At 63.6% G+C, this 26,204-nt stretch carries 25 protein-coding genes; 14 read left to right on the top strand and 11 right to left on the bottom strand.

Going from position 1 to position 26,204, the window contains the following annotated elements; all coding sequences use genetic code 11:
- Window positions 1-108: 108 nt before the first annotated feature.
- The 4 genes from PQR42_RS25015 to PQR42_RS25000 all read right to left on the bottom strand — a co-directional run bounded on the left by PQR42_RS25015 (window position 109) and on the right by PQR42_RS25000 (window position 4,459).
- Window positions 109-1,347: an NAD(P)/FAD-dependent oxidoreductase gene (locus tag PQR42_RS25015; protein WP_408387731.1), complete on the bottom strand. Its 1,239-nt coding sequence runs from the start codon at window positions 1,345-1,347 to the stop codon at window positions 109-111.
- 23 nt (window positions 1,348-1,370) lie between these two features.
- Window positions 1,371-2,672, bottom strand: coding sequence for an MFS transporter (locus PQR42_RS25010; protein ID WP_408387733.1), 1,302 nt, complete (start codon window positions 2,670-2,672; stop codon window positions 1,371-1,373).
- Window positions 2,673-2,858: 186 nt separating this feature from the next.
- Window positions 2,859-4,049: a thiolase family protein gene (locus tag PQR42_RS25005; RefSeq protein WP_408387735.1), complete on the bottom strand. Its 1,191-nt coding sequence runs from the start codon at window positions 4,047-4,049 to the stop codon at window positions 2,859-2,861.
- On the bottom strand, window positions 4,046-4,459 hold the full coding sequence (locus PQR42_RS25000; RefSeq protein ID WP_408387737.1) for a Zn-ribbon domain-containing OB-fold protein: 414 nt from the start codon (window positions 4,457-4,459) through the stop codon (window positions 4,046-4,048). Before PQR42_RS25000 ends, PQR42_RS25005 begins: the two co-directional genes overlap by 4 nt.
- 166 nt (window positions 4,460-4,625) lie before the next feature.
- Here PQR42_RS25000 and PQR42_RS24995 point away from each other — a divergent pair, with 166 nt between their 5' ends.
- From PQR42_RS24995 to PQR42_RS24940, 12 genes are all read left to right on the top strand, one after another.
- Window positions 4,626-5,321, top strand: coding sequence for an SDR family NAD(P)-dependent oxidoreductase (locus PQR42_RS24995; RefSeq protein WP_408387739.1), 696 nt, complete (start codon window positions 4,626-4,628; stop codon window positions 5,319-5,321).
- On the top strand, window positions 5,321-5,845 hold the full coding sequence (locus PQR42_RS24990) for a bacteriohemerythrin (RefSeq protein WP_408387741.1): 525 nt from the start codon (window positions 5,321-5,323) through the stop codon (window positions 5,843-5,845). The genes PQR42_RS24995 and PQR42_RS24990 overlap by 1 nt, the downstream gene beginning before the upstream one ends.
- Window positions 5,842-6,849: a fumarylacetoacetate hydrolase family protein gene (locus PQR42_RS24985; RefSeq protein WP_408387743.1), complete on the top strand. Its 1,008-nt coding sequence runs from the start codon at window positions 5,842-5,844 to the stop codon at window positions 6,847-6,849. The genes PQR42_RS24990 and PQR42_RS24985 overlap by 4 nt, the downstream gene beginning before the upstream one ends.
- Entirely contained in the window at window positions 6,846-9,167 is a 2,322-nt protein-coding gene (locus PQR42_RS24980) for a CoA transferase (RefSeq protein WP_408387745.1), read from the top strand. Before PQR42_RS24985 ends, PQR42_RS24980 begins: the two co-directional genes overlap by 4 nt.
- A 43-nt stretch (window positions 9,168-9,210) precedes the next feature.
- Window positions 9,211-9,948 (top strand): SDR family NAD(P)-dependent oxidoreductase, encoded by a 738-nt coding sequence (locus PQR42_RS24975; RefSeq protein ID WP_408210564.1) that lies wholly within the window; start codon window positions 9,211-9,213, stop codon window positions 9,946-9,948.
- Window positions 9,949-9,984: 36 nt separating this feature from the next.
- The gene (locus PQR42_RS24970) at window positions 9,985-11,259 is read left to right on the top strand and encodes an acyl-CoA dehydrogenase family protein (protein WP_408387747.1); all 1,275 of its coding nucleotides are present in this window, start codon (window positions 9,985-9,987) and stop codon (window positions 11,257-11,259) included.
- 20 nt (window positions 11,260-11,279) lie between these two features.
- Window positions 11,280-12,332, top strand: a complete 1,053-nt coding sequence (locus PQR42_RS24965; RefSeq protein ID WP_408387749.1) for a phosphotransferase family protein — start codon at window positions 11,280-11,282, stop codon at window positions 12,330-12,332.
- Window positions 12,333-12,397: 65 nt separating this feature from the next.
- A complete protein-coding gene (locus PQR42_RS24960) occupies window positions 12,398-13,168 on the top strand; it encodes an SDR family NAD(P)-dependent oxidoreductase (RefSeq protein ID WP_408387751.1) in 771 nt (256 codons plus the stop codon).
- A gap of 15 nt (window positions 13,169-13,183) precedes the next feature.
- Window positions 13,184-14,014, top strand: coding sequence for an SDR family oxidoreductase (locus PQR42_RS24955; RefSeq protein WP_408387753.1), 831 nt, complete (start codon window positions 13,184-13,186; stop codon window positions 14,012-14,014).
- Window positions 14,015-14,136: 122 nt separating this feature from the next.
- Window positions 14,137-15,162, top strand: a complete 1,026-nt coding sequence (locus PQR42_RS24950; protein WP_408387755.1) for an amidohydrolase family protein — start codon at window positions 14,137-14,139, stop codon at window positions 15,160-15,162.
- Between the two features lie 110 nt (window positions 15,163-15,272).
- Window positions 15,273-16,217, top strand: coding sequence for a Rieske 2Fe-2S domain-containing protein (locus PQR42_RS24945; RefSeq protein ID WP_408387757.1), 945 nt, complete (start codon window positions 15,273-15,275; stop codon window positions 16,215-16,217).
- Between the two features lie 33 nt (window positions 16,218-16,250).
- The gene (locus tag PQR42_RS24940; protein WP_408387759.1) at window positions 16,251-17,309 is read left to right on the top strand and encodes a Rieske 2Fe-2S domain-containing protein; all 1,059 of its coding nucleotides are present in this window, start codon (window positions 16,251-16,253) and stop codon (window positions 17,307-17,309) included.
- Between the two features lie 47 nt (window positions 17,310-17,356).
- On the opposite strand, the gene PQR42_RS24935 is transcribed toward PQR42_RS24940, so the two are convergent.
- The 7 genes from PQR42_RS24935 to PQR42_RS24905 form a co-directional block, all read right to left on the bottom strand.
- Window positions 17,357-18,226, bottom strand: a complete 870-nt coding sequence (locus tag PQR42_RS24935; protein WP_408387761.1) for an alpha/beta hydrolase — start codon at window positions 18,224-18,226, stop codon at window positions 17,357-17,359.
- 7 nt (window positions 18,227-18,233) lie between these two features.
- Window positions 18,234-18,839, bottom strand: a complete 606-nt coding sequence (locus PQR42_RS24930) for a thiamine pyrophosphate-dependent enzyme (RefSeq protein ID WP_408387763.1) — start codon at window positions 18,837-18,839, stop codon at window positions 18,234-18,236.
- A complete protein-coding gene (locus PQR42_RS24925) occupies window positions 18,836-19,372 on the bottom strand; it encodes a phosphonopyruvate decarboxylase (protein ID WP_408210534.1) in 537 nt (178 codons plus the stop codon). The genes PQR42_RS24930 and PQR42_RS24925 overlap by 4 nt, the downstream gene beginning before the upstream one ends.
- A gap of 120 nt (window positions 19,373-19,492) precedes the next feature.
- Window positions 19,493-20,971 (bottom strand): aldehyde dehydrogenase, encoded by a 1,479-nt coding sequence (locus tag PQR42_RS24920; protein ID WP_408387765.1) that lies wholly within the window; start codon window positions 20,969-20,971, stop codon window positions 19,493-19,495.
- A gap of 40 nt (window positions 20,972-21,011) precedes the next feature.
- A complete protein-coding gene (locus PQR42_RS24915) occupies window positions 21,012-21,785 on the bottom strand; it encodes a fumarylacetoacetate hydrolase family protein (RefSeq protein WP_408387767.1) in 774 nt (257 codons plus the stop codon).
- Between the two features lie 18 nt (window positions 21,786-21,803).
- On the bottom strand, window positions 21,804-22,454 hold the full coding sequence (locus PQR42_RS24910) for an RraA family protein (RefSeq protein ID WP_408387769.1): 651 nt from the start codon (window positions 22,452-22,454) through the stop codon (window positions 21,804-21,806).
- 134 nt (window positions 22,455-22,588) lie between these two features.
- The gene (locus tag PQR42_RS24905) at window positions 22,589-23,536 is read right to left on the bottom strand and encodes a LysR family transcriptional regulator (protein ID WP_408210524.1); all 948 of its coding nucleotides are present in this window, start codon (window positions 23,534-23,536) and stop codon (window positions 22,589-22,591) included.
- 188 nt (window positions 23,537-23,724) lie between these two features.
- Here PQR42_RS24905 and PQR42_RS24900 point away from each other — a divergent pair, with 188 nt between their 5' ends.
- Together PQR42_RS24900 and PQR42_RS24895 are read left to right on the top strand one after the other, a co-directional pair.
- The gene (locus PQR42_RS24900) at window positions 23,725-25,155 is read left to right on the top strand and encodes an aldehyde dehydrogenase family protein (RefSeq protein WP_408387771.1); all 1,431 of its coding nucleotides are present in this window, start codon (window positions 23,725-23,727) and stop codon (window positions 25,153-25,155) included.
- 48 nt (window positions 25,156-25,203) lie between these two features.
- Window positions 25,204-26,118 carry an NAD(P)-dependent oxidoreductase gene (locus PQR42_RS24895; RefSeq protein ID WP_408387773.1) on the top strand — a complete coding sequence of 305 codons (915 nt, stop codon included), beginning with the start codon at window positions 25,204-25,206 and terminating at the stop codon, window positions 26,116-26,118.
- The last annotated feature ends 86 nt before the right edge of the window (window positions 26,119-26,204 follow it).

Below are 26,204 nucleotides of genomic sequence, written 5' to 3'. Positions count from 1 at the left end.
AAGCTGCAAAGGCCCGTGTGAAGGCTCTCATCGACGCTCCAGCATGTGACGTTGACCCGCCATGTCGTTGCGCGCTCGCAGCCTCGTTCGAATCAGATTCAGATCGGTTCAGACCAGTTCGCGTGTGGCGGCTTCGAATTCCTTCAGATCGAAACCCGGTGCCGCTGCTTGCGCGATCGTTGGCAAGGCGGCGCGGGCCAGCAACTTGCGCGATGCCATATGGTCACCCGGCCTGTTACACGATTCCACGGCGATCAGGCGGCCGGCGCGGAAGCACAACACGCTCAATTGCCGGCTCTCGCTCGAACCGAGCAAGACCGTTTCGTCATGACCATCGGAGAGTCCCGCGATCTGCAGTTTCAGATCGCCCTGGTCGCTCCAGAACCACGGCAACGCGGAGTACGCCACCGGCTTGCCCATCAGACGCGCCGCGACATTGCGCGCCTGGTCGACGGCATTCTGCACTGACTCCAGGCGAATCGGCGCGTCGCTCCAGACCGACGGAAAATTGACCGCATCGCCAATGGCTGAAATCGACGGATCGCTGGTCAGCAACTGCGCGTCGACGCAGATTCCGTTCTGCACGGCGAGGCCCGCGTCGGCGGCGAGATCGGTGTTGGGCAGCACGCCGATCCCATACACGACCAGTTGCGCGGGCAACCGGCGGCCGTCGCCCGTTTCCACACCCACCACGCGGCCGTTTTCGCCGACCAGTCGCGTGACGGTCTGTCCGAAGTCGAACTTCACGCCCCAGCCTGTGTGCGCAGCGCTGAACAGCGTCGACATATGAGTGGAAAGGGCGCGCGCCATCGACCGTGTGCCGAGTTCGACAACGTGAACCGATAAGCCCTTGGCCGCCGCAACCGCCGCGAATTCAAGGCCGATGAAACCGGCGCCGATCACGACCACGTCGCGCACGGCCGCTACGCGTGGCGCGAGTGCGTCAGCATGCTCAAGCGTGCGAATGCCGAACACGCCGTCGAGTTCGATTCCCTCGATGGACGGCACGCGGTTGCGCGCGCCGGTGGCGAGCACCACATGGTCGTACGGCACATGCTCGCCACTGGCGAGTTCCACACGCTGCGCGTCGCGTTCGATCCGCGCGACCCGCGCCTCGATCCGCTCGACCCGCTGCTGCTCGAACCATTCATGCGTGCGAAAGCGCAGCGCGGTCGTGCCGATCTTGCCGAGCAAGTAGGCCTTCGATAATGGCGGACGTTGATACGGCACGCCGGGCTCGTCGCCGATCAGCGTGATGCGTCCTTCGAAACCTTCCTGCCGCAGCGAGGCCGCGGTCTGATATCCGGCCTGTCCCGCGCCGACGATGACAACGTTGTTCAATGACATGAGAGGATCGAGAGTACGAGTAATCAGGCCAGATTCAGCGAATCGAATTTCGGGTAACGACCGAGCGGCAGCAGTGTGATCGCGCCGAGCAGAAAGGCGCCGCCGCAGATCGTCAGCATCGTCGTGTATGAGCCGGTCACGGTGTAGATCCGGCCGAACAGCCACGGCGCCAATGCCGACGCGATGGTGATCAGCGCGACGTGCATGCCGAACAGGCGGCCGTAATCGCGCATGCCGAAGTAACGCGCCATCAGATAGGCGGCAATGTCGAATTCGGCGCCGGCGCCTAGCCCGATCAGCAACGTGGCGAGCGCGAGCGTGGCGGCGTGATCGGCGCTAGTGGTGGACAGCAGCAGACATCCCAGGGCGGGCATGGCCAGCGCGACGGCAGCCACGGCAGGTGCCCACAACCGGTCGATCAGGTAGCCGACCAGCAGACGACCACCTATCAGCGAGAGCCCGAAGCTGCCGAATATATGACTCGCTTCGGCCGCCGAAAGCCCCTTGTCGCGCAAGAGCGGCACGGTATTGCTGACCATGGAGACCGTAGCGGCCACGACGAGCGAAAGCGCGATGTTGAGCGTCCAGAAGCGTGCCGAACCAATCGCGTCACGGAATGCGAGCCCCGTGTGCGCCCGCACCGGCGGCGCGGCGCGATGGCCGGCGGCACGCTTGCTACCGTCTTCGTGGGCGTCGTGCCTGCTCGGCGTGTGCAGCCACATCAGCACCAGCGGCAACACTAGAACCAGAGGCAACGCCGCGAGTAGAAGAAACGCGGCTTGCCAATTCCAGCGGCCGATCACCCACGTCACGGCCGAAGGAATCAGAATCGCCGAGAGGCCGGTGCCCGACAGCATCACGGCCAACGCCAGGCCGCGATTGCGCTCGAACCACAGATTGACGAGATGTGTCCACGTAATGTGCATCGTGCCCATGCCGGCGATCGGCAGCAGTGTGCACATCAGATAAAGCCAGCCGATCGAGTGGCCCATCACCTGCATCAGCGACATTAACGCGTAGACCACGGCGAGTCCGATCAACGATGCGATCGTCACATGCCGCATCCCATAGCGCTCGTTGAGCCAGCCGACGATCTGCGCGCCGATCACTGCGCCACCGAACAGAAAGCTGATTGCCGGTTGCAATTCACCACGGCTCCAGCCGAACGCATGTTGCAGCGGAATCACGAGCGAACCGAATGCATACAGCAGCGAAGCGTTGGCGGCGACGCCGAGCCCGAGCATCGCCATCAGCACGGGGCGCCAGCCGGCGCGGAATTCGGTGAGGTCGATGGCGGCGGATTGAGACGAGTCAGAAGGGGACATCGGCGGTTCCTTTACGGATCGGCAGGCGGGCACTGTGCGCGCGAGACGCGCCTGGAAAACAGTCGCCCGTCAGTTTGATATTCCACATACAGAAATTAATTCTACATTCAGATTGATGCGGATAACTCGGTACATCCCCTGGGATGGCGCGTGATTGGCCGCGCCATCGCCTTAAGCTGAGCCGCGTCATTGCTTGACCAGCAACACGCTGGCGCCGAGTGGCCCGCCGCCTGCCGCTGCAATCGCCACCTCGTGCGGCGCGACCTGGCGTTCGCCGGCGCGGCCCCAGAGCTGCGTACAGGCTTCGTGCACATAGCCGAGGCCGTGCGTGCGTCCGCCGGACAACTGGCCGCCGTTGGTGTTCAAGGGCAACTGGCCGTCGCGCGCAATACGCCGGCCGCCTTCGATAAACGCGCCGCTCTCGCCGCGCGGGCAAAGACCGAGGCCTTCCATCCACAGCATCGTCAGGATAGAAAAGCCGTCGTAGAGTTGCGCGTTGCCGACGTCTTTCGGTTGGAGATCGGTACGCGACCACAGCATGCGGCCGACGTCGAAGCAGGCGATTTCCGTCAACGAAATCTGGTCCCACGACCACGGCTGATGCAAAGCGGAGCCGATCGCTTCGAGCCGGATCGGCGCATTGGGTCCATTGCGCGCAAGGTCGGCGCGTGACAGCACGATGGCCGTGGACGCGTCGCAATGCACGTCGCAATCGAACATGCGCAGCGGCGTGGAAATCATGCGCGACGCGAGGTAGTCGTCCATCGTCATGGCGCTGCGAAACACGGCTTTCGGGTTGAGCATGGCGTTGGCGCGACACGTCAACGGGATTTGTGCAAGTTGCTCAGGCGTCGTGCCGTACTCGTGAAAGTGGCGTTGCGCATACAGCGCCATCAGGTTGATGCCGGAGACGACATTGAACGGCGTGTACCACTGCCAGAAATAGCTGCCGTCGCGGCCCACCGTCTTATTGGTGAGGGCGCTTGCGGTTTTGCTTTTGAGGCGCGCGCTCGCCTCGGTAATGGTGCGAAACACCAGGACGTGCTTGCACAAACCGGCGGCGATTGCCATCGCGCCGTTCACCAGACCCGTAAGTGGCCCGGGCCCTTCGTAGCCTGCTCCGTACCAGTTCACCTTCAGGCCGAGCACATTCATCAGCGCATTCGGCCCGACCGGCGAAAACGGATTGCCGTTGTCGTTGTCGCCGGGCCAGCACGAAATTCCGTCGATGTCCTCGCGAGTGAGGCCCGCGTCGGCAATCGCTTCGAGCGCGGCATCGACGCTCAACTGCATGGCGCTGCGGTTCGACGGGCGGCCCACTTCCGACTGGCCGATGCCGCTAATCGCGACGTTCTTCTCGAACAGGTTCTCGCTCATGCCGCGCTCCGTTCGGGATCGGCTTCGAAGAGTGGCAGCCACACGTCTTCCTGCTGTTCAAATTTCACACGTACCGGCATGCCGATATGCACGTCGCTGACTTCGCCGCCGACGATATTCGTCACGAAACGCAGGCCTTCTCGCTCCGCGAGTTCGACGATCGCGACGACATACGGGACCGGAAGATCCGGCAGCCACGCCTGATGATTGACCGTGAAACTCACCACCTTGCCGCGCCCCGAGACCGGCTTCGCGCCGACCTGCGACGACATGCAGCGCGGACAGAGCGGCGCCGGCGGGTGAAACAGATAGCGGCATGCATCGCAGTGGTAGACGTTGAGCAGGCCGTGTTCACCGCCTTGCCAGAACGGCGCGGTTTCAGCAGTCAGAAGAGGAAGTTTTCTCGGCATGGATGCGCTTGATTTCGTATTGCCTGGCAGTTGACCGTGTGTTGATGTCACCATAATATATGAACAGAAACGCGAAAAATGTATTAAATTAGCGAGAACGGTGCAGGGTTTTCCCGCCAGGGAAATCACTCAGAAGCCCGGTCAAACACAGGAGACAGGCGTTCATATGCCGACCAATCAACTTATCCATCGCAGGGTCATCGTCACGGGCGGTCTTGGCGCGTTAGGGCGCCAGGTCGGCGCTGAACTGAGCGCACGCGGCGCCCGCGTCGCGCTGGTGGATCGCGCGGCAAGCGTGACGATCGATGGTGTCGAAGCAGTGTTCGGCGGTGTCGATCTTGGCGACGCGGCCAGTACGTCGAATGCGTTCGGGCAGATCGCCGAGCGGCTCGGCGGCATCGACGCGCTGGTCAACATCGCGGGCGGCTTCGCGTGGGAAACGCTGGAGTCGGGCAGCATCGAAACGTGGGATCGTCTCTATGCGATGAACGTGCGCACGGCGGCGATCGCTTCGCGTGAAGTCCTCGCGTATCTGCTGCGCGAGAAGAGTGCGCGCATCGTGAATGTCGGCGCGCTCGCCGCATTGAAAGCCGCTGCAGGCATGGGCGCCTATGCGGCGTCGAAGGCCGGTGTCGCGCGGCTCACCGAAGCGCTCGCCGAGGAGTTGAAAGACCGCAACGTCACCGTCAATGCGGTGCTGCCGAGCATCATCGACACACCCGCGAATCGCGCGGATATGCCCGACGCCGATACGTCGCGCTGGGTCGCGGCGGACAAGCTTGCCGCTGTGATCGCATTCCTGCTGTCGGACGATGCCAGTGCGGTGACCGGCGCGTGTCTGCCGGTAGCGGGGCGCGTGTAATGGGCGCCGCGCTATCTCCCGAGCTGAACACACAGCGGCTGCCTGGCGTCGCACTAAGCTGGAACGACGGTTTCCTGCTCGGCTTCGCGGCCATGGACGACACGCATCACGAGTTCGTCGATTGTGTCGCCGCTTTGCAGCGATGCGATGAAGCGTCCTTACCTGAGACGCTCGCGGATTTCGAAAGGCGTGCGGTCGCGCATTTCGAGCAGGAAGAGCAGTGGATGCAGCGCACCGGCTTTCCCGCCGCGCAGTGCCATGTGGACGAACATGCGGCGGTTCTGCACTCGGTGCGCGAAGTTGCACAGATGCTGCGCGACGGCGCTGCTTGCCAGGTTGCGCGCGAACTTGCGGAAGCGCTCGCCGATTGGTTTCCCGGACACGCCGATTACATGGACGCGGCCTTGTCCCACTGGATGAGCAAACGCACCCACGGCGGCCTGCCGGTGGTGTTGCGACGTGCCATGCCGGGACTCTCCACCGCTGCGCCCGATCCATCTTTTCAAGCCGGAGCCATCCGATGAGACTCGTGACTTTTCAATTGGCCGACGGCGTGCAGCGCTCGGGCGCGCTGTTCGACAACGACCATGCGGTGCTGGATTTGCGCGAGGCAAGCCGCATCGTGCGTGGCGGCGACAGTGTCGCGTTGGCGAGCGTGCAGGCGTTGCTGACGGGCGGCGATTCGCTACTCGAAGAAGCCCGCGCGCTGCTGGCGCGTGCGCCCGCCGACGCAGTGCGCGAACGCAGCACCGTGAAACTGCTCGCACCGATTCAACCGCCCACGCAGATGCGCGACTGCTCGTGCTTCGAACTGCATCTGCGGCAGAGCTTCGCTGCGGCTCGTCGCGCACGCGCCCTGCGCACGCCCGACCCGGAAGCGACATTGACGGCGATGAACACGCGCGCCGACGATCGCGTGATCGACACTTTCAATCGTCAGCCGATCTACTACAAGTGCAACCGCTTCGCCGTGATCGGTCCCGACGACGATGTGATCTGGCCGGCCTATAGCAAGCTGCTCGACTTCGAACTGGAATTCGGCTGCTACATCGGCCAGCGCGCCAAAGACGTCTCGCGCGAGAAGGCGCGGACTCACATCTACGGCTACACGATCTTCAACGACATCAGCGCGCGCGACGCCCAGGCCACCGAAATGGGCGGCATGCTAGGGCCGGCCAAAGGCAAAGACTTCGACACGGCGAACGTGATGGGTCCGTGTCTCGTCACCGCTGATGAACTCGGCGATCCCTACGATCTGACGATGATCGCGCGCGTGAACGGTGAGGAATGGGGACGCGGCAACACGCGCGACATGCGTTGGCAATTCGAGGACGTGATCGCTCATATCTCTCGCTCCGAGACCTTGCATCCTGGCGAATTCCTTGGTTCGGGCACGGTCGGCAACGGTTGCGGACTTGAACAGCTCCGCTATCTGAAACCGGACGATGTGGTCGAGCTGGAAGTGGAGGGGATCGGCATCTTGCGCAGCAGAATCGTGCGGCCGGTCGTGCAGGAAGTCGAAGCATGAGTGGCGTTCAAGCCGACGCCGGGCAGCCGGTGCAAAACTCGCGGGCGGGTCTGTTAGCCGGCCTGAAGGTGATCGACTTCGCCATCGGACTCGCAGGCAGCGCCAGCGCGCTGTATCTCGCCGAAGCCGGCGCGGACGTCGTGAAGATCGAGCGGCCACGCCATGAGTCCGAGCGCGACGCGGCACTCTTTCATGTACTCGATCGCGGCAAGCGCCGGGTGACCGATGGCGACCTTGCCGCGCAGCGCGACCTGCTCGATAGCTTGTTGCCGGATGCGGACGTGCTGGTCCACGACCTCACACCCGCCGAAGCGGCCGCATGGTCGCTGGACGACGCGCGATTGCGGCAACGCTATCCGGCGCTCATCGTCGCGAGCGTCGGAGGGTGGCCGCGCCGTCACGCGCTCGCCGACGCGCCGGTGCGCGAAACGTTGGTACTCGCGCGTCTGGGCATTCTCGACGAACAGCCGGGGCATCGGCTTGGTCCCGTATTTATCCGCATGCCGTTTGCGAGCTGGATCGCGAGCTGGCTGAGTGCGATCGGCGTCGTGGCGCGGCTGATCGCGCGTGAACGCGACGGGCATGGCGGCATCGCGCACACGAGTCTCGCGCAAGCCGCGCTCGTGCCGATGACGATGCACTGGTCGCGCGCCGCTCAGCCTACGCTCGTATTCGCCAAGGGACTCGACAAGAGCGTGCCGATTCCGTTGCACTGTTGCGCGGACGGCCGCTGGATTCACGTGCATTACTCGCCCGATGCCGCACCGTGGATGGCCGAGGCGCTCGCCGCGATGGGCCCGGACGAAGTGGCGCGCGCCAATGCGCAGTGGCCGCCGAGCCATGTCGCGCCGAACTTCGGTGCGAACCGGGAAATCATCGCCACGCGCAACGCGCAGGACTGGGTCGAACATTTCTGGGCGCACGACGTTGCCGCGCAGATCGCCGCGCCATTCGGCGAGATTTACGCCGACGAACAGGCGCGCCTCAACGGTTATGTGGTCGGCGTGGACGATCCGGATTTCGGCAGCACGTCTCAACCCGGACCGGCTTATCACGTCGATCCACCAGCATGTGTGCGTGGGCCTTTGCAAGTTCCGATTGCAGCGCGCGGTATCGGTTGGTCGGATACAAATCGCTTTAGCGCCACTCCTCGTGCAGATTCTCATGCTGCGACTGGCGAGCGCACGTCGTCACATGCTGCTTCGGCTGCTTTACGTCCTCCCCTCGACGGCCTCAAGGTGCTGGACCTCGGTGCCTATCTCGCCGGTCCGTTTGCCTGCATGGTGCTCGCCGACCTCGGCGCCGACGTCATCAAGGTCGAGCCACCTGCGGGCGACGCGATGCGCCGCCTTGAGCGCGCCTTCGCCGGCACGCAGCGCGGCAAGCGTGGACTCGCGCTGAAGCTCGGCGCGGAAGGCAGCAAACCGGTCATCGAGGCGCTCGCGAACTGGGCCGATATCGTCCATCACAACGTGCGCTTGCCGGCGGCGCGCAAGCTCGGCATCGCGCCAGACCAGTTGCGCGCCATCAAGCCGGCGCTCGTCTGCGCGCATGTCAGTTCGTATGGTCCGCGAGGTCCACGCGCCGATTGGCCGGGCTTCGATCAGTTGATGCAGGCGGCGGTGGGCTGGGAGACGGAATCGGGCGGCGAGGGCAATCCGCCGAGCTGGCTGCGCTTTGGTGTCGGCGATCATCTGGCGGCCTTGTCCTCGGTGTTCGCGGTATTGCTCGCGCATCTCGCGCGCGTGCGGACCGGCGAGGGACAGGTGGTTGCGTCGTCATTGCTCGGCGCGATGACGATGACCGCGAGCGAAGCTATCGTGATCGATCAGGAGCACGCGTTGACGCCGATGGCGCATCTCGACGCGGGGCAGCATGGTATCGCGCCTACGCATCGCCTTTATCGCTGCAAGGATGGGTGGATCGCCGTGGCGGCACTGAGCGCGGCGGAATCTAACGCCTTCACGCGGATCGCTGGCGAGAAACCCGAAGCTACGTTTGCCGCGCTCGATGTAGCGGCTGCGCTGGCCGGGTTGCACGCAGCTGGCGTACCTGCCGAACCCGCATTGGAATCGCAGTGCGACGTCTTCCTCGACAGCACCGAGCACGCCGCCGCCGGCCTGCATGCCACCTACGGCCACGCGGTCTACGGTTCGCTGCAGCAGATCGGCGCGCTGTGGGATTTCGACGACCTGCCGCTCGTCATCGAACGCGCACCTCCCGCGCTCGGCGAGCACAGCCGCGAGCTGCTGGAGATGCTGGGCTTCGACGCGCAACACATCGACGAGCTGGCCAATCAGGGCGTCACGCGCATTTGAGCGCCACATTTGAGCGCCTCATTCGGGCGCCACGGAGACACTGATGAACGAACTGGATTTCACTGGCAAGAACGTGCTGGTGGTGGGCGGCTCGAGCGGTATCGGCAACGGAATCGCCCAGGCGTTTCGGGAGCGCGGCGCGACGGTGCATGTGTGGGGCACGCGTGCTTCGGTCTCCGACTACGCCGATTCGATCGATTCGAATCTGAAGGGCCTGCATTACGCCCAGGTGGACGTGTCGGAGTCGGCCAATATCGAGCGCTGCGAACTGCCGTTCGACAGGCTCGACGTGCTGGTGCAGGCGCAAGGAACGGTGCTTTACGACCGTCAGGAGTTCAAGACGCCGGGCTTCAAAAAGGTGCTCGACATCAACCTGACCAGCCTGATGGCTTGCGCGGACCGTTGCTTCGAATCGTTGAAAGCGGCACGCGGCGCGATGATCATCGTCAGTTCGGCCGCGGCGTTTCATTCGACGCGTGGCAACCCCGCGTACAACGCGTCGAAAACCGGCGCCTTCGGTCTGACCCGCACGCTGGGCGAAGCGTGGGCACGCGACGGCATCCGCGTGAACGGCATCGCACCCGGGCTCGTGGAAACCAAACTCACGCGCGTGACGACCGCGGACCCGAAGCGCCTCGAAGGCGCGCTGCGGCGCATTCCGCTCGGCCGCCTCGGCACGCCCGCGGATATGGCCGGTGGCGCGCTGTTCCTTGCGTCGCCACTGTCGGCTTACATGCTCGGCCAGACCTTGCTGCTCGACGGCGGCATGTTGCTCGCCTGATCTTTCATTCGCACGCTTACTTCGAAAGGCAACCGCATGTCTTGGGACTTTGAAACCGACCCTGACTTTCAGGCCGAACTCGACTGGATCGAGCAGTTCGTGCGCGATGAAGTCGAACCGCTCGAACATGTTTTGGGCAGCCCGTGGAATATCCACGACCCTAAGTTTCAGACGCTCGTGAAGCCGCTGCAGCAGCAGGTGAAGGATCGCAAGCTGTGGGCGTGCCACCTCGGCCCCGAACTAGGCGGCCCGGGCTATGGGCAGGTCAAGCTCGCGCTGATCAACGAGATTCTGGGGCGTGCGGTGTTCGCGCCGATCGTGTTCGGCTGCCAGGCACCCGACTCGGGCAATGCGGAAATCCTCGCGCATTACGGCACTGAAGCGCAGAAGACGCGTTATCTCGCGCCGTTGCTGGCGGGCGATATCGTCTCCTGCTTCGCGATGACCGAACCGCAAGGCGGTGCCGATCCAAAGGTTTTCACGACCCGCGCGGTGCGCGACGGTGACGACTGGGTAATCAGCGGACAGAAATGGTTTGCGTCGAACGCGCGGTTCGCAGACTTTTTCATCGTGATGGCGATCACCGATCCGGACGTGTCCGCCTACAAGGGCATGTCGATGTTCATCGTGCCGGCGGGCACCGCGGGCCTGAACATTCTGCGCAACGTGGGCATGGCCGACGAACCCGAAGCGACGCACGCGTATCTCGCCTTCGAGCAGGTGCGCGTGCCGGCCGATCATATGCTCGGCGCGTCCGGCGAAGCCTTCGTGGTCGCGCAGGTGCGGCTCGGCGGCGGCCGCGTGCATCACGCGATGCGCACCATCGGTCTTGCGCAGAAAGCGCTCGACGCCTTGTGCGAGCGCGTGCTGTCCCGCCACACACAGGGCAGCGTGCTCGCGGACAAGCAGATGGTGCAGGAAAAAATCGCGGACTCGTGGCTCGAACTCGAGCAGTTCCGTTTGCTGGTGATGCGCACCGCGTGGCGCATCGACCGCTATCAGGACTACCAGAAGGTGCGCAAGGACATCGCCGCCGTGAAGGCCGCGATGCCGAAGGTGCTGCACGACATTGCGGCGCGTGCGCTGCATGTGCATGGTTCGATCGGCGCTTCGTCGGAGATGCCGTTCGCCGGCATGATCTCGCGCGCCTTCCAGATGGGTCTCGCCGACGGCCCGACCGAAGTGCACAAGGTCACCGTCGCTAAACAGTTGCTGCGTGAATACGAGCCCTGCGCTGAACTGTTCCCCGCTTACCACCGGCCGACCGCAGCCGCGGCCGCCGAGCGCAAATTCCGCGCGGCGCTCGGCTAACTGCTCAAAGGGAGTAGGTGATGATGAATTCCGGCTGGCAAGCGGCCGTCGACCTCGAGCGGCTCACGCAATGGATGGACGCGCGGCAACTCGAAAGCGGGCCGATCGTCGACGCGAAGCCGCTCACGGGCGGCACGCAGAACATCCTGTTGCGCTTCCGGCGCGGTGCGCGCGAATTCGTTTTGCGCCGGCCGCCTTTGCATGCGAGACCGGAAGTGTGCGCGACCATCGCTCGCGAGGCGCGCGTGCTGGGTGCACTGGCGGAAACGGCAGTGCCGCATCCGAAGTTGTTCGGCGCGTGTATCGACGATTCCGTGCTCGGCGCACCGTTCTATCTGATGGCGCCGGTCGAAGGGTTCAACGCTTCGGCGGCCGCGTTGCCGGAATTTCATGCGCAGCCGCAAGCGCAGCAACGCATGGGCTATTCGATGGTGGATGCGCTGCTGCGACTCGGCGAAGTCGATCCATTGGCTGCCGGTCTCGGCGACTTCGGCAAACCGCAAGGCTTTCTCGAACGCCAGGTGGCGCGCTGGCGAGGGCAACTGGAGCACTACCAGGTGCATGCGGGTTGGCCCGGTCCGGCTTCGCTACCTGGTGTGGTCGAGGTCGCGGAGTGGCTTGACGCGAATCGCCCCGCGCCATCGCGCACTGGCATCCTGCACGGCGATTTCCATCTGGCCAACGTGATGTTCCGCAACGACTCGGCGGAACTCGCGGCGATCATCGATTGGGAACTGGCCACCGTCGGTGATCCGTTGCTCGATCTCGGCTGGCTGGTGGCGACGTGGCCGGATGCCGAAGGCCAAGGCGCGGGAACGATACGCGTCGCGCCGTGGCTCGGTTTTCCGGGCGCCGCCGAACTGGTCGACTATTACCGCGAGCGCAGCGATCGTGATTTATCCGCGATCGATTGGTACGTCGTGCTTGCGCGCTTCAAGCTCGGCATCCTGCTCGAGGGAAGTTACGCGCGCTCGTGCGCGGGTAAGTCATCGGCGGAGTTGGGCGATAAGCATCATGCGTCGGCGGTGCGCCTGCTTGGACAGGCCAAAGACCTGATTGCGCAGCTCGCGTAGCGTCAGGCGCTTGCCGCGGCACGTAGCGCAATCGATACGAACAGAACAGAAACACGGAGACAGGTATGGATATCCACAACAAACGCGTGATCGTGACGGGCTCAGCGAGCGGTATCGGCGCGAGCGCCGTAAAAGCGCTGGTCGCCGCGGGCGCGAAAGTGGCGGCGCTCGATCTGAACGACGAAGCGGGCCGCACCATCGCCGCTGAAGCGTCCGCAAAGGGCCCCGGAGAGGCGCATTATTTCCGCTGCGACGTCAGCCAGCGCGTGCAAGTCGATGACGCATTCAGCGCCGCTGTGGAGCGCATCGGCGGGCTCGACGCGCTCGTGAATATCGCCGGCGTCGAGCGCAAATCGCCGGCTGAGTCGATTACCCAGGAAGACTGGGACCTGATGTTCGACGTCAACGCGCGCGGCACGCTCAACACCAATCAGGCCGCCTTCGCGCATCTGAAAGAACGTGGCGGGCACATTATCAATTTCGCGTCGGCGGCGGGCGTGATGGGCGTGCCCGGTCTCGCGCACTATTCGGCGGCCAAGGCAGCGGTGCTCGGCTGGACTCGAACGGCGGCCAAGGAGTGGGGCAAGTACCGCATCACAGTCAATGCTTTGGCGCCCGCCATGTGGACGCCGATGTACGAAAAATTCCGCGCCCGGCTAGACGCCGAACAACTCGCGGCGCACGACGCTTTCATGGCGCAGCAGATTCCGCTCGGCGGCCGCCTCGGCGACCCCGACACGGCGATGGCGCCCATGCTGCTCTTTCTCGTCAGCGACGGCGCGAACTTCATCACCGGACAGACGCTGGCGGTCGACGGCGGCCTGATGATCCCTTGAACTCGGCGGCACGCCATGACTGAACGTTTGCAAGGCCAGGTCGCGTTGATTACTGGCGCGGCCAGCGGGATAGGCGCGGCGACGGCCCGGCGCATGTCGGCCGAAGGCGCGACTGTCGTGCTAGCCGATATCGATGCCGACGCCGGTGCTTCGTTAGCGCGGGAACTGGCGAACGCTTCGTTCGTACGCACCGACGTAAGCATTGAAGCGCAGGTTGCTCAGGCGGTCGAGCATGCACTGCATATGCATGGGCGGCTCGACTGCATGGTGAACAACGCGGGACTGGTGGGCGCCTTCGGCTCGATTCTGGAGACCGACGCCGCCGCCTGGCACGCCACGCTCGCTGTGCTGCTCGATAGCGTGTTTTACGGCATCAAACACGCCGGCCGCGCGATGGTGCGGCAAAAGAGCGGCTGCATTCTCTCGGTAGCGAGTACCGCCGGCGTGATCGGCGGACTCGGCCCGCATGCGTACACCACGGCCAAACACGGTGTGATCGGACTCACGCGATCAGCCGCCTCGGAACTCGCCCCGCTTGGCGTGCGCGTCAACGCGGTGGCGCCGGGTACGACCGTCACCAACATGATCGTGCAGGGTCGCGGGAGTCTCGAAGCCGCACTCGACGCAGCCGCCACGGCATCGCCGCTCGGCACACCGCTGATGCCGGAGGAAATCGCCGCCGCACTCGCCTACCTTGCAAGCGACGACGCGCGCCATGTCACCGCACACACGCTGGTGGTCGATTCCGGTGTGACGGTGGCGGGGGCATCCGGCAGTGGCCAGTTTCATCAGCGCGCGGCAGGTTTCATGGGCCGCATGCCAGAAGCAGCAGATCGAACCAATTGAGCAAGGCGCAGCGCAATGACGCGCCGTGCACGCATTTCGAACATCACGCCGCAGCCTGCACGACATTCGCGTAGCGACGGCGTCCATAAACGGCCATACCCCGCCATACAGGAGAAAGACCCATGCTGATCGACGTCCACGCCCATCTGTTCACCCCCGCGATGCTCAAGCGTCACGAGTTCTGGGGCCCATTCATGAAGACCAAAGGCCTGACTGTGGGTCATTTTTCGCTCGGCACGACGCAACCGTCGAAAGCGCGCGATGACGACGAAGCCGAAGCGAATCTGCTCGCGCGCATGACCCATGACGCACGCCGCAAACTGATGACCGAGCGCGGAGTCGACAAGCTGGTGCTGTCCACGCCGTCGCATGCGTTCATGTACTGGGCCGGCGAATTCGGCGACGAATACGCACGCATTTGCAATGACGAACTGTCCGCGTTCTGTGCAAAGGATCCGGATCACTTCGCGTTCTGGGCTCATGCAAACCTCGCTAATCCGGACGAGGCCGCACGCGAAATCGAACGCGCGGTGACGCAACTCGGTGCCAAGGGCGTGTGCGTGGGCGGCGCCAATTTCAATGGCCTTGAAGCGCACAGCGAGGAATTGTTCCCGGTGTGGGAGCAACTCGAAAAGCTCGATGCGCCGATCATGGTGCACGGCTTCAACCAGTCCATCTACTGGGGCGAAAAGCATACGGACGACAAGTTCGAGACCACCTCGATCGTCGGCGACTGTTTCGACGAAACGCTGTTCTTCTGGAATCTGATCAACGGCGGCGCGCTCGATATGTTCCCTGGCTTGAAGACCTATATTACGCACGCAGGCGGCATGGCGATTTTCCAGCTTGGACGCCTGAATGATCTCAATCGCGTGATGGCCCCGGACTCGCGCAACAAGCGCCCGGTGATGGACTATCTGCCAAACTTCTACTTCGACCTCGATGTGCATGCAACCGGTTTGCGACGCGGCGTGGTGGAGGTGGTCGGCGTGGATAACCTCTTATACGGCACGAACTTCGGCGGCGCGTATGAGCACGGCGATCTCACAGAAGGCCTCGGGCTGTCCGAAGCGGATCGCGAGAAAATCCGCAGCGGCAATGCGATCAAGCTGCTGAAGCTGGATGTCAACGAACAGGTTGCCGCCTAAGCATCAGCGAAAGAAGAACTCAACGCTCAAGGAAGTCTGCAACGCGAGCCGGTGCGATGCCCTGTTGCATCTCGCTGGCGAGCTTCGATAGAAAAGACGGAGACACGCGCATGACGACAGGCAACTGGTGGGCGGCGGCCCTTCGCGAATCGGTGAACGGCGAGAAGCCGCTCGCAGTGGTGTGCAACGGCGAGGGACTCGTGTTGTTTCGCAATGCGGCTGGCGAATTGGGCGCGCTGGAGGATCGGTGTCCGCATCGGCGTGTGCCGCTTGCACTCGGCACGGTTACGCCGAAGGGACTGCAATGCGGCTATCACGGCTGGACCTTCAACGGCACGACCGGCATGTGCACCACGATTCCGAATCTGCGCGAGGACGAGCGCGTGCCGTCGCGATACGGCGCGCGTGCCTATCGGGTGGCTGAAAGTCGAGGCTTCGTGCACGTATGGCTAGGCGAGGGGAGTCCCGGCGACTCGCCGTTGCCGGGCGCGGATTATCAGCCGCAGGGCGCCGAGTTCAGCGGTACGGCGGTCGTCAACATCGCGCACGACGAGTATCTCGCGGCGATGCTCGATGGGCCCGAATGTCTGCTTGAATTCGGCAGCGTGCGCATCACCGATTTCTTTCTCGGCGATCCACGCGTGGAAGCCGGGCGGCTCGTGGTCGATCGCGGCGCAGTGTGGAAGACGCAGATGTTGCCGGCGGCCTTCGTTGTCGATCATCCTCTGATCGTGCGCACGGCGGTGCCGCTCGAAGGCGGCACGATCCGCGTCGAGCTGCTGGACGCGGACGAAGCGCCGCTCGTGACCTTATGCATCGCCTCCAGTGCTAACCGGCGTGGCACCACCAGCGTGTGCTGGCGCGGCTTCAGGCACGACACGCGAGTGGCCGGCGCGCCGCTGCGCTGGCTTATCGCGCGACGTCGGGCACGCGCACCGTTCCGGATCCATCCGATGATCGACGGTGCCGCGCTGGCCGCGTTGCTGGTGGCGCCGTCGCGTGACCTGGCCGCGGCTCGCGCCGCGCGGCGTGCGCCACTGAGCGAGGCCGCCTGAGTTGCTTTCTATTTCGACAAGGAGCATCGCACGATGAATGCCGTCACCGAAACACTCGCCGACGACGTGGCCAATGCCGCCGCTACACCATCCAGATCCGCGCGCCGCGACTGGACACCGCTCAACTACGATTTGCGCGACGCCTGGTTCCCGGTCTCGCATAGCCGCGACGTGACGGAAAAGCCGATTCGCCGCATCGTCCATTCACAGCCATATTTTCTGTGGCGGGACCACGCGGGTCAGCCGCTCGCCGCCGAGTTTCGCCCCGAGCAACTGGAACAGCATCGTGCACAGGCTAGCGCGCTCACTGGCGGCTCCGGCTTATATCCGGTGGTGGAACGCTACGGCTATATCTGGGCGTGGTACGGCAATCCGGATCACGCCGATGCGCAATTGCTGCCGCACATCCCGTTTCTGCCGCTCGACGGCAGCTTGCCCGGCTATACGCAGCGTACGGTGCGCTTCGATTCGACATCGGCGCTCTCGATCGAAAATCTGATCGATCTCACGCACGCAGATTTTCTGCATGCGAACACCATCGGCGATGGGACTTCCGAGTCCGACATTGTCGAAACGGAATGGACTTCGGAGACGGTCACGCGCACCCGCATCGTGACACGGAAATCGGTGGCGCCGATCATGCGCTGGGTCGGCGGCGTGCGCTCGAAGTACCAGGATTTTCGTGCGGTGCTGCACGTGCATTTGCGCAGCAATGTATGCATTTCCTACCCGCGTTTCCGGCCCGGCTACGACGTGCCGAATCTGCAACCGTTCGTGCCGGTAGGCCGTCATCGCTCGCGCTGTGACGTCACCTTCAATACGACAGCCGCGCCAATTCCGTTGCGCTACGTGATGCCGCGCATCGCGTTCGTAATCCAGCCGCAGGACAATTCGGTGATCCGGCCGCAGAACGAACGCTATTTCGATCCGGACGACCGGCTTGATCTGCATTCGCGTTTCGACGCACCGGGCACGCGTTACCGCTTCCTGATGGATCAACTGGCGCAGCGGCAGGCGCGCGGCGACTTCTCCTACGGATCCGACGCGGAGCCGGGACGCGATATCCGTGCGCTGCTTGGCATGATGGATTGACACGGGGCGCGGGCTTGCGGTGAGGAGCATGACGCCCGCGTATTTCGCTAGCGAGCGCGGATGAAATCGCGGCAGAGTTCGAAGAATGGATGAGTGCGATTCGCGAGCGCCTGTACCACGTCGAAATGATCGCAGTCATCGATCCGGTAATGCGGCATGAAACGCTGCGCATTGCCGAATGCCGTTTCGTAAGCGCGGGCCTGCTGATGAAATGCCGGTGTTTCGGCGCCGCCCACCGCGATCAGTTGCGGCGCGTCGGTCGCGGGCGGATTCCGGAGCGCGCTCACGGCCCGCGCCTGCTCGCGGTCGAGCCGCAGTCCTTCGTTGATCGACGTGTCGCACAGTGGCTCCAGGTCGAACAGCGCTGAGATCAGGATCGCGCCGGTGAGCATCCGCTTTGGTAACTCATCGCCGAACGTATCCCAGTGCGTGGCCATCATTCGCGCGGCCAGGTGGCCGCCCGCCGAATGGCCGCTAACGAACCAGCGCTCGCGCGAACACCCCAGTTCGCCGGCATGACGCCATAGCCATGTCAGCGCCCGCTGCGACTGCGCGACGATCTCTTCGACCGAAACCGCCGGGCACAGCGTGTAATTCACCAGCACGACCGACACATCTTCGGCCACGAACGGCTCGGCCACGAAGCTATACACCGACTTGTCGCCGCGTTGCCAGAACCCGCCATGAAAAAAGATCAACAGCGGCGCATCGGCGGACGCAGCGGGAAAGTAGTCCAGACGATCCCGTTCGCCCGGACCGTACGCCACATCCAGTTGGGCGCCGGGCAAGCGCCTGAAAGCGGTTGAACGTGTAAGCCATTCCTGCAGCAGGCTGGCTTCGAATTCGGGGCGCAGCAGGCGCATGTTGTACTGCGCTTCAAGTTCGGCGGACACCGGAGTCGTTGTGGACAGCGTCATGGCGCGATCACAGCGGAGCGAATCCGAGCGCATGACGGAAACGATTCTTCACGAAGACACCATCGCGTGAAGGCAGCGCGCGTGGCAGCTCGTCCGCTTTGACATGCACCTGCGCAAAGCTAAGGCCGGCTCGCGCATTGATCCGGGCGGCCAATTCTTCAACGCCGTCGAGCGAGTGAATTTCCGCAGCCTGTTCGATGCCGCATGCGCGCGCCACCTGCGCGAGTCGTGTGCCGAGACTGCTATGGCTGCGCTGCATGCCCGTCTCGCCGAAGTGACCATTGTCGAGCACGACCACGGACAGATTGGGCGGTTGCTGCGCGCCGGCGGTCGCGAGACTGCCGACGCCCATTAACTGTTCGCCGTCACCGGTAATCGCCAGCACGGGGCGCTCGGGTTGGGCGAGGGCGAGACCTAGTGCGATCGAGGTCGAGCCGCCCATCGCGCCCCACAGATAGAAGTAACGGTCCGAATCGCCGGAAGCGAAGACGTCGTAGGTAGGCGAACCGAGACCCGTCACCACCAGCGCGTTCGGGCACAGCGCGAGCAGACGCGCGACGAATTCGCGCCGATCGATCGACGCGGAAGATGAGATCGAGGATGAGGCGTTCATTTGCGTTCCCACTTTTTGCGTCCGATGAGCCGCTGCGACAGCAGCACGGCAACTTGTTGACCGCCTTCGAAGGCAGCGTCGAGACCGGCGGACACCATGTCTTCGACTTCTTCCGGCGTGGAGGCGCGCAGGACGGTGATCCCCATCAGTTCGAGCGCCGCTTGCGTTGCCTGGCCCATCGGGCATTGCCACGGATTGAACTCGGCATACTCGCCGCGCATCGTCACCAGCGTCAGAAATGGGAAGCGGCAGCTCTGCAGGAGCGAGAACATGTTCACGCAATTGCCCACGCCGCTGCTTTGCATCAGCAGCACCGCGCGTTGGCCGCCGAGCCATGCGCCGCTCGTGAGCGCGACGCCTTCCTCTTCGGTGGTGAGCACGATGTCGCGCATCTGCGGGTCCTGCTGGACACGGCGAATCACGTGGGCGTGCCCGGCATCGGGTACATAAGCGACCTGGCGCACGCCGCCGCTTTTCAGAATGGAGAAAATGTTCTCCTGCCAGTTCGATACTGGCGACTCGGTTGTGCTCATGTCTCCTCGTGAATCCGTAAATGAGTAACGCTATGCTAGGGCGAGAGGCGGGTGCCGCGCCAATAACAAAGGTTGCTGGTGATATCAGCTTTTGGCATGGACGCGTGGCGCCGTACGCCCTCAACGCATCACGAACGGATTGGCGCTGCCTGCGCCCGTGTTGATCCACACGCTTTTGGTTTGCAAGTACTCGTGGATCGCCTGGGCGCCGTTTTCGCGCCCCAGGCCCGAATCTTTATAGCCGCCGAAGGGCGACATGAAGCTGACCGCGCGATAGGCATTGACCCAGATCGTGCCCGCCTGCAACCGCTCCGACACACGAAACGCGCGGCCGATATCCGAGGTCCAGACGCCCGAGCCGAGTCCGAAGCGCACGTCATTGGCAATGCGCAGCGCGTCGTCTTCGTCCTTGAAGCGAATGATCGAGAGGACCGGGCCGAATACTTCTTCCTGGGCGATGCGCATGCCGTTGTCGACGTCGCCGAAAATAGTCGGCTCGACGAACCAGCCGCGTCCGCATTCGGGCCGTGTGCCGGCGCCGCCGCCGAGCAGGAGCGTGGCGCCTTCGCTTTGTGCGGTATCGATGTAGCGCAGCACCTTGTCGTATTGCGGGCGTGTGGTGATCGGGCCGACCTGCGTATCCATCGACATGGGATCGCCCATGCGCGCGGTGCGAGCGAGCTTCAACAAGCGCTCGACGAAAGTGTCGTAAATCGAGTCCTGCAGCAGTAACCGTGAACCGGCAATACAGGTTTGCCCAGTCGCGGCAAAGATGCCGGCGACCGCGCCGTTCACGGCGTCGTCGAGATTCGCGTCGGCGAAGACGATGTTCGGCGACTTGCCGCCCAACTCCAGACTCACATGCTTGAAGTGCCGCGCGGCGGTCTCGTTGATCGCGCGGCCGGTGCTGTCCGCTCCGGTGAAGGTGATCTTGCGCACCAGCGGATGTTCGACGAGCGCCGCGCCCACATCGCGTCCGAAACCGGTCACGACGTTGACCACACCCGGCGGAAAGCCGGCTTCGGCAAACAGCCTGACGAATTCCAGCGTGGACGCCGAAGTGAATTCGGACGGTTTGATCACGACCGTGCAACCCGCGGCGAGCGCCGGTGCAATCTTCCATGCCGTGAGCAGCAACGGCGAATTCCACGGCGTAATCGCCGCGACCACGCCGAGCGGTTCATGGCGCGTGAAGTTGAAAAAGCCCTTTTTATCGAGCGGAATCACGCTGCCTTCGATTTTGTCGGCGAGACCGCCGAAGTAATAGAACCACTGCGGAATGTAGTTCAGTTGCCCGGCCATTTCGGCGAGCAGCTTGCCGTTGTCGCGCACTTCGGTGGCGGCGAGCTTTTGCGCGTCGCGTGCGATCAGATCGCCCAGACGGCGCAACAGTTCGCCGCGTTGCGTCGCGCTCAGTTGCGGCCACGCGCCGCTCGTGAAGGCGCGGTGCGCGGCCTGAACGGCCAGATCGGCGTCGACGGCGGAGCCTTCCGCGATTTCAGCCCAGGCGTCGCCGGTATAGGGGTTATACGACTCGAACCAGCGTTGGCTTTGCGGCGGCGCATCCTGTCCGTCGATGTAGTGCACATAGCGTTGCATGTCGATTCCTGTTTCGAAAGAGGGCGCGGTGGTGAGCCGGTCAGGCGGCTTCGTCGACGACCGGATTGCTCAGCGTGCCAATGCCTTCGATCGTGATCTCGCAGACATCGCCGCCATTCAGCGGGCCGACGCCGGATGGCGTGCCGGTGAGAATCACGTCGCCGGGCAGCAGGGTGACCGCCTGACTCAGATAGGAGACGATGAAGGGCACGGAGAAGAGCAGATCCGAGGTGTTGCCGTCCTGCCGCCTCGTTCCGTTGACGCTCGACTGCACGCGCAAATTGCCGGCGTCGAGTTCCGTGACGATTACGGGTCCGAGTGGGCAAAAGGTATCGAAGGCCTTGCCGACCAGCAAACACCCGTAGCCCATTTCGCGGTTCTGGATTACGCGTTCGCTCACGTCGTTTGCGCAGGTGTAGCCGAACACGTAGTCGAGCGCATTGGCGACATCGATACGGCGGGCCTTTTTGCCGATCACGATCGCCAGTTCTGCCTCGTGATGAACCACCTGGGCCTCGCGCGGCCGCACGATCGCTTCGTTCGGGCCGATTGCAGCGGTGGTCGGCATCATGAAGAATTGCGGAATCTCGGGCGTCTTCGCGCCAGCCTCGGCAATGTGACCGATGTAGTTCATGCCCACCGCGAACAAGCGGGGCGCGGGCAGCGGGCAAAGGAGTGTCGCATCGGCGAGCGCATCCGTCTGGCCTGCCGACGTGATGCCGTCGAAGGGCGAGCCGCTTAGGCGCTCCAGGTGCTCGCCTTCGAGCACGCCGTAGTGAACGGCATCACGCAATTGATAGCGGGCGATTTTCATGTGGGTCTCCTGAGGTTGCTACAGCTTGCCGAACTCGAGGAAAGCGTCATACGGATCGCGACCGCTGCGGATGGCCATACGCATGCGCGAATCCGTGCTCATTGTCTTGACCGTTTCGGTGATGACGAACTCCGCATGTTCGCGCGCGATCAGGAGCGTGCCGTCGCGATCGCCGAGGATGTAATCCCCAGGCGACACCGTCACGCCGCCGATGACCACGGGAACCTCGGTGGCCTCCAGCCGCCAGCTGCCGACGATATCGATCGGGCTGGTATAGCGGGCGAAAACCGGAAAGCCGATGGCCTCGATTTCGTCGGCATCGCGTGAACCGCCGTCGATGTAATAGCCGCGAATGCCGCGCTGCTTGAGCGCCTCAGCGGCGAGATCGCCCATTGCCGAGCGCGCATGGTCATGCGGCTGGCACACGACGACATGGTCGCGCGGCGCGCCTGAAAGCACTTTGGAAATGAATAGTTCGAGCGATTCGCTAACCGAAATCGTGGGATCGGCGCGGCCGGTCACGGTAAACACCGGTCCCGCGAGTTTCATATTGGGTGCAAGACCTTTGATATCGCGCGGCAGTTCGTGGACCGGCAGGCCGTGAATGCGCAGGACGTCAAAAAGGCCGGGCGTGTTGCAGGTGGCCAGTTGATCGGCGAGTGATGTCATTGGAGTTCTCTTTGCCAAAGGGCGGATAACGCGGATGTGCGTGCGATGCCTTGTCTCCTGGCGGCGCATCCGCGGCTAGGGGATTCTAGGAGCCGCCTGCGCGGCATGTCGAATCACAAAAGTTGATGCTTCGATCAGTCAGGCGCATGGCTGGGTCCAATCCAACGCGCGCCTTCCCACGCGCCGCTGCAAGCGATTTCTCTCACGCAGTTCTGCAGTACGCTGGTCGCGCATCTAACCGCTGTGGAGGACCTTCTTGTCGTCGGAATGGCCAGATAAATCCGCCGTAAAAAGGCCTCTGCGTCGATTCGCGCGGCGCTGAACTCTCCACGTTCGATCTCCTGCTGAACAGCGACGCGAGGCATCACCGTCGCGCCGTATCCCTGCGCAACCAACGCTTTCTGCACACTCAAAGCGTTGGTCTCCGCAGCGAAGGTGATCCCGACTCCGGCCACCGCGCAGGCATGTTCGACGAGACTGCGCAACCGATGCGGCGCACTCGGCAGAACCAGCGGCGCTTCTCCAAGTGCCGCGATGGAAACCGGATAGTCGTCGCTCAAGCCGATCGAAGCCAAGCCGACCAGGCTCAGCGACTCTTCCACCAAAGGCTTGACGTCCAGAGCCGGCGAAGCCGCGGGGTCGTACAGCAGCGCGGCGTCGATCTCACCACTTTCGAGCCAGCGCAGCAGATGGTCGGTATAACCCACTGACAGCGACACCCGGATCTGCGGAAATGCCCGCTGTAAGGCACCCACCAGCGGCGCGGTCAGCAATTCGCAGCTGCTAGGCAGCAGGCCCAAACTCACCGCGCCGGACACGAGTCCAGGCGTCGGCCGGATCTCCTGCTGTGCCGACTCCAGTTCACGCAATGCGCGTCGCGCACGATCGAGCAGGATATGACCGGCTTCGGTCAGCTGCATGCCGCGACGATCACGCTCGAATAACGGCGCGCCCACATCGTCTTCGAGCAACTTCAATTGCCGCGATACCGCGGGTTGCACGATATGCAGCAACTCGGCGGCGCGCGTCGCGCTGCCTGTGTCGGCGATCGCAAGGAAGGTGCGAATCTGACGGATATCCATAGCAAGTCCAGTAGTTCAAAACCATGCTGCACGCAATCGGCAACCACGCATGTCAGTGCGTAATACGCCGATCAGTTTTTGTCATTCGACAACGAATCGCACGCAATCCTAAGATGACTCCCTGCCAAAACACCATCGCGTTCAGCCGAGCGTTTTCGCGAGTGCTGCGCATATCGGAGACGAGCCACATGACAGTGAAGCCCAACCTCATCGGCGGGGAATGGCGCGAGGGATCGAGTTCGATCGAGAGCATCAATCCGTCGGATACACGTGAAAGCATCGGACATTACGCGCTTGCGGACGCGACGCAAATGCGCGAGGCGGTCGCTGCCGCTCGCGCGGCGCAACCTGCGTGGAGCGCGGCGACGACCCAGGTGCGCAGCGATCTTCTGCTGAAGACCTCGATCGAACTCGCTGCCCGCAAGGAGGAAATCGGCGAACTGATCTCGCGCGAAGCGGGCAAGACGCGCGCTGAAGGTATCGGCGAGGTGTTGCGCGCCAGCCAGATCTTTCAATTCTTCGCAGGGGAGGCCGTGCGTTATGGGGGCGAGAATCTGCCGTCGGTGCGTCCCAATATCAACGTGCAGATCAGCCGCGATCCGGTGGGCGTCGTCGCGTTGATCACGCCGTGGAATTTCCCCATTGCCATTGCCGCTTGGAAGCTCGCGCCGGCGCTCGCGTTCGGCAACACCGCCGTGCTCAAGCCTTCGGAGGAGACGCCTGGAGTGGCGTGGGAACTGTTTCGTGTGCTGGAGCGCAACGGCTTGCCGGCCGGCGTTGCGAATCTGATCAACGGACGCGGTGCGGACGCCGGTGAGGCGCTCGTCGAAGGTGTCGACGCATTGAGTTTCACCGGCAGCGTGCGCACTGGCAGAGGTCTCGCGCAGCGTGCGATCGCCAACATGGTGCGCGTCCAGCTGGAAATGGGCGGCAAGAATCCACTCGTCGTTCTCGACGACGCGGACCTCGGCGTCGCGGTCGAATGCGCGCTCAACGGTTCGTTCTTTTCGGCGGGCCAGCGTTGCACCGCATCGAGCCGCCTGATCGTGACCGAGGCGATCCACGACCGATTCGTCGACGCGCTGCGCAAACGGATGCGCTCGCTGAAGATCGGCCACGCATTGACGGCCGGTACGGACATCGGCCCACTCATCAATCAACGTCAACTGGACATGGTGCAAGGCTATCTCCAGACCGGGCGCGACGAAGGCGCAGAACTGGTCGAAGGCGGCCAGTTGCTGCAACCCGGTACGCCGGGCTTCTTCATGCAGCCCGCGTTGATGACGGAGACCTCGAACAGCATGCGCATCAATCGCGAGGAGGTATTCGGTCCGTTCGCGACTGTCATCCGCGCAGCCGATTACGACGAAGCGCTGGCGCTCGCCAACGACACCGAGTACGGCCTCTCGGCAGGAATTTGCACGACCTCGCACAAGTACGCGAGCCACTTCCGCCAGCACGTCAGAAGCGGCCTCGCGATGATCAACCTGCCGACTGCGGGCCTCGACTATCACGTGCCGTTCGGCGGCACCAAGGCATCGAGCTACGGTCAGCGTGAGCAGGGCACCTACGCGGTGGATTTCTATACCAACAGTAAGACGGCCTACGTCGGTTACTGAACCGGCCCGGCACCACGGATAACGATGGACGACAACAGGACCTGAGTGATGGAAAAGATCGGATTTATCGGCCTCGGCCGCATGGGCAAGCCGATGGCGGCCAACTTGCGCAAGCACGGCTTCGAGTTGGTCGTGATGGATTTGAGCCGCGCAGCCGTGGCGGAACTGGTGGAGTTGGGTGCGCGGGCCGGCGAAAGCGTCGCGCAGATCGCACGCGATTGTTCGATCGTCGTGACGATGCTGCCGAGTTCGGTGGAAGTGGAGCAGGTCGCGCTCGGCGCCGACGGCATCTTCGCCAACGCCGCACGCGGCAGCGTATTGCTCGACATGAGCACGATCGATCCGCTCGCCACTGACCGCCTGGAAGCGCAAGCGCGCGAGCATGGCCTCTCGGTGGTCGACGCACCGGTGGGCCGTCTCGCCGAGCATGCGGACCGCGGGGAATCGCTCTTCATGGTCGGGGCGAGCGACGCGGATTTCATCCGAGTCAAACCCCTGCTCGACGCGATGGGCACGACCGTCTATCACTGCGGCGCCGTCGGTACCGGTGGGCGCACCAAGCTCGTCAACAACTACGTGGCCGTGACGCTGTGCCAGGTGAACGCGGAGGCGCTTGCTTTGTCGCAGCGTTTCGGCCTCGACATCACGAAGACTTTGCAGGTGCTCTACGGCACCTCGGCGAGCAATGGCCAACTGCGGATGAACTTCCCGAACAAGGTGCTCGCGGGCGACACCACGCCGGGCTTTACGATCGACCTCGCGCACAAAGACATGGCGCTGGTGCTCGGCGCCGCGCACGCGGCGAAAGTGCCGATGCCGGTGGCGGCGGCCGTGTTCGAGTCGTTCAGTCTCGCGCGGGCGAGCGAGTACGGCCGCATCGATTTTTCCGGCATCGCCGACGCGATCTGCGATCTGGCGAAGATCGACAGGGCGCGCGTGCCGAAGGGCTGGACCGCTTCCTGAACGTAAAGACATGGCTTGCTGCCTCGTGGCGAAAACCGGATGCGAGCACGCATGAACGTGCGCGCTTCGCACCCTAGGGGATTATC

This window comes from Paraburkholderia sediminicola, assembly GCF_046027355.1.
In the GTDB taxonomy this organism is placed as follows: domain Bacteria; phylum Pseudomonadota; class Gammaproteobacteria; order Burkholderiales; family Burkholderiaceae; genus Paraburkholderia; species Paraburkholderia sediminicola_B.
The sequence above is the reverse complement of the archived record's forward strand: the minus strand, read 5'-3'. Positions and strand labels throughout refer to the sequence as shown.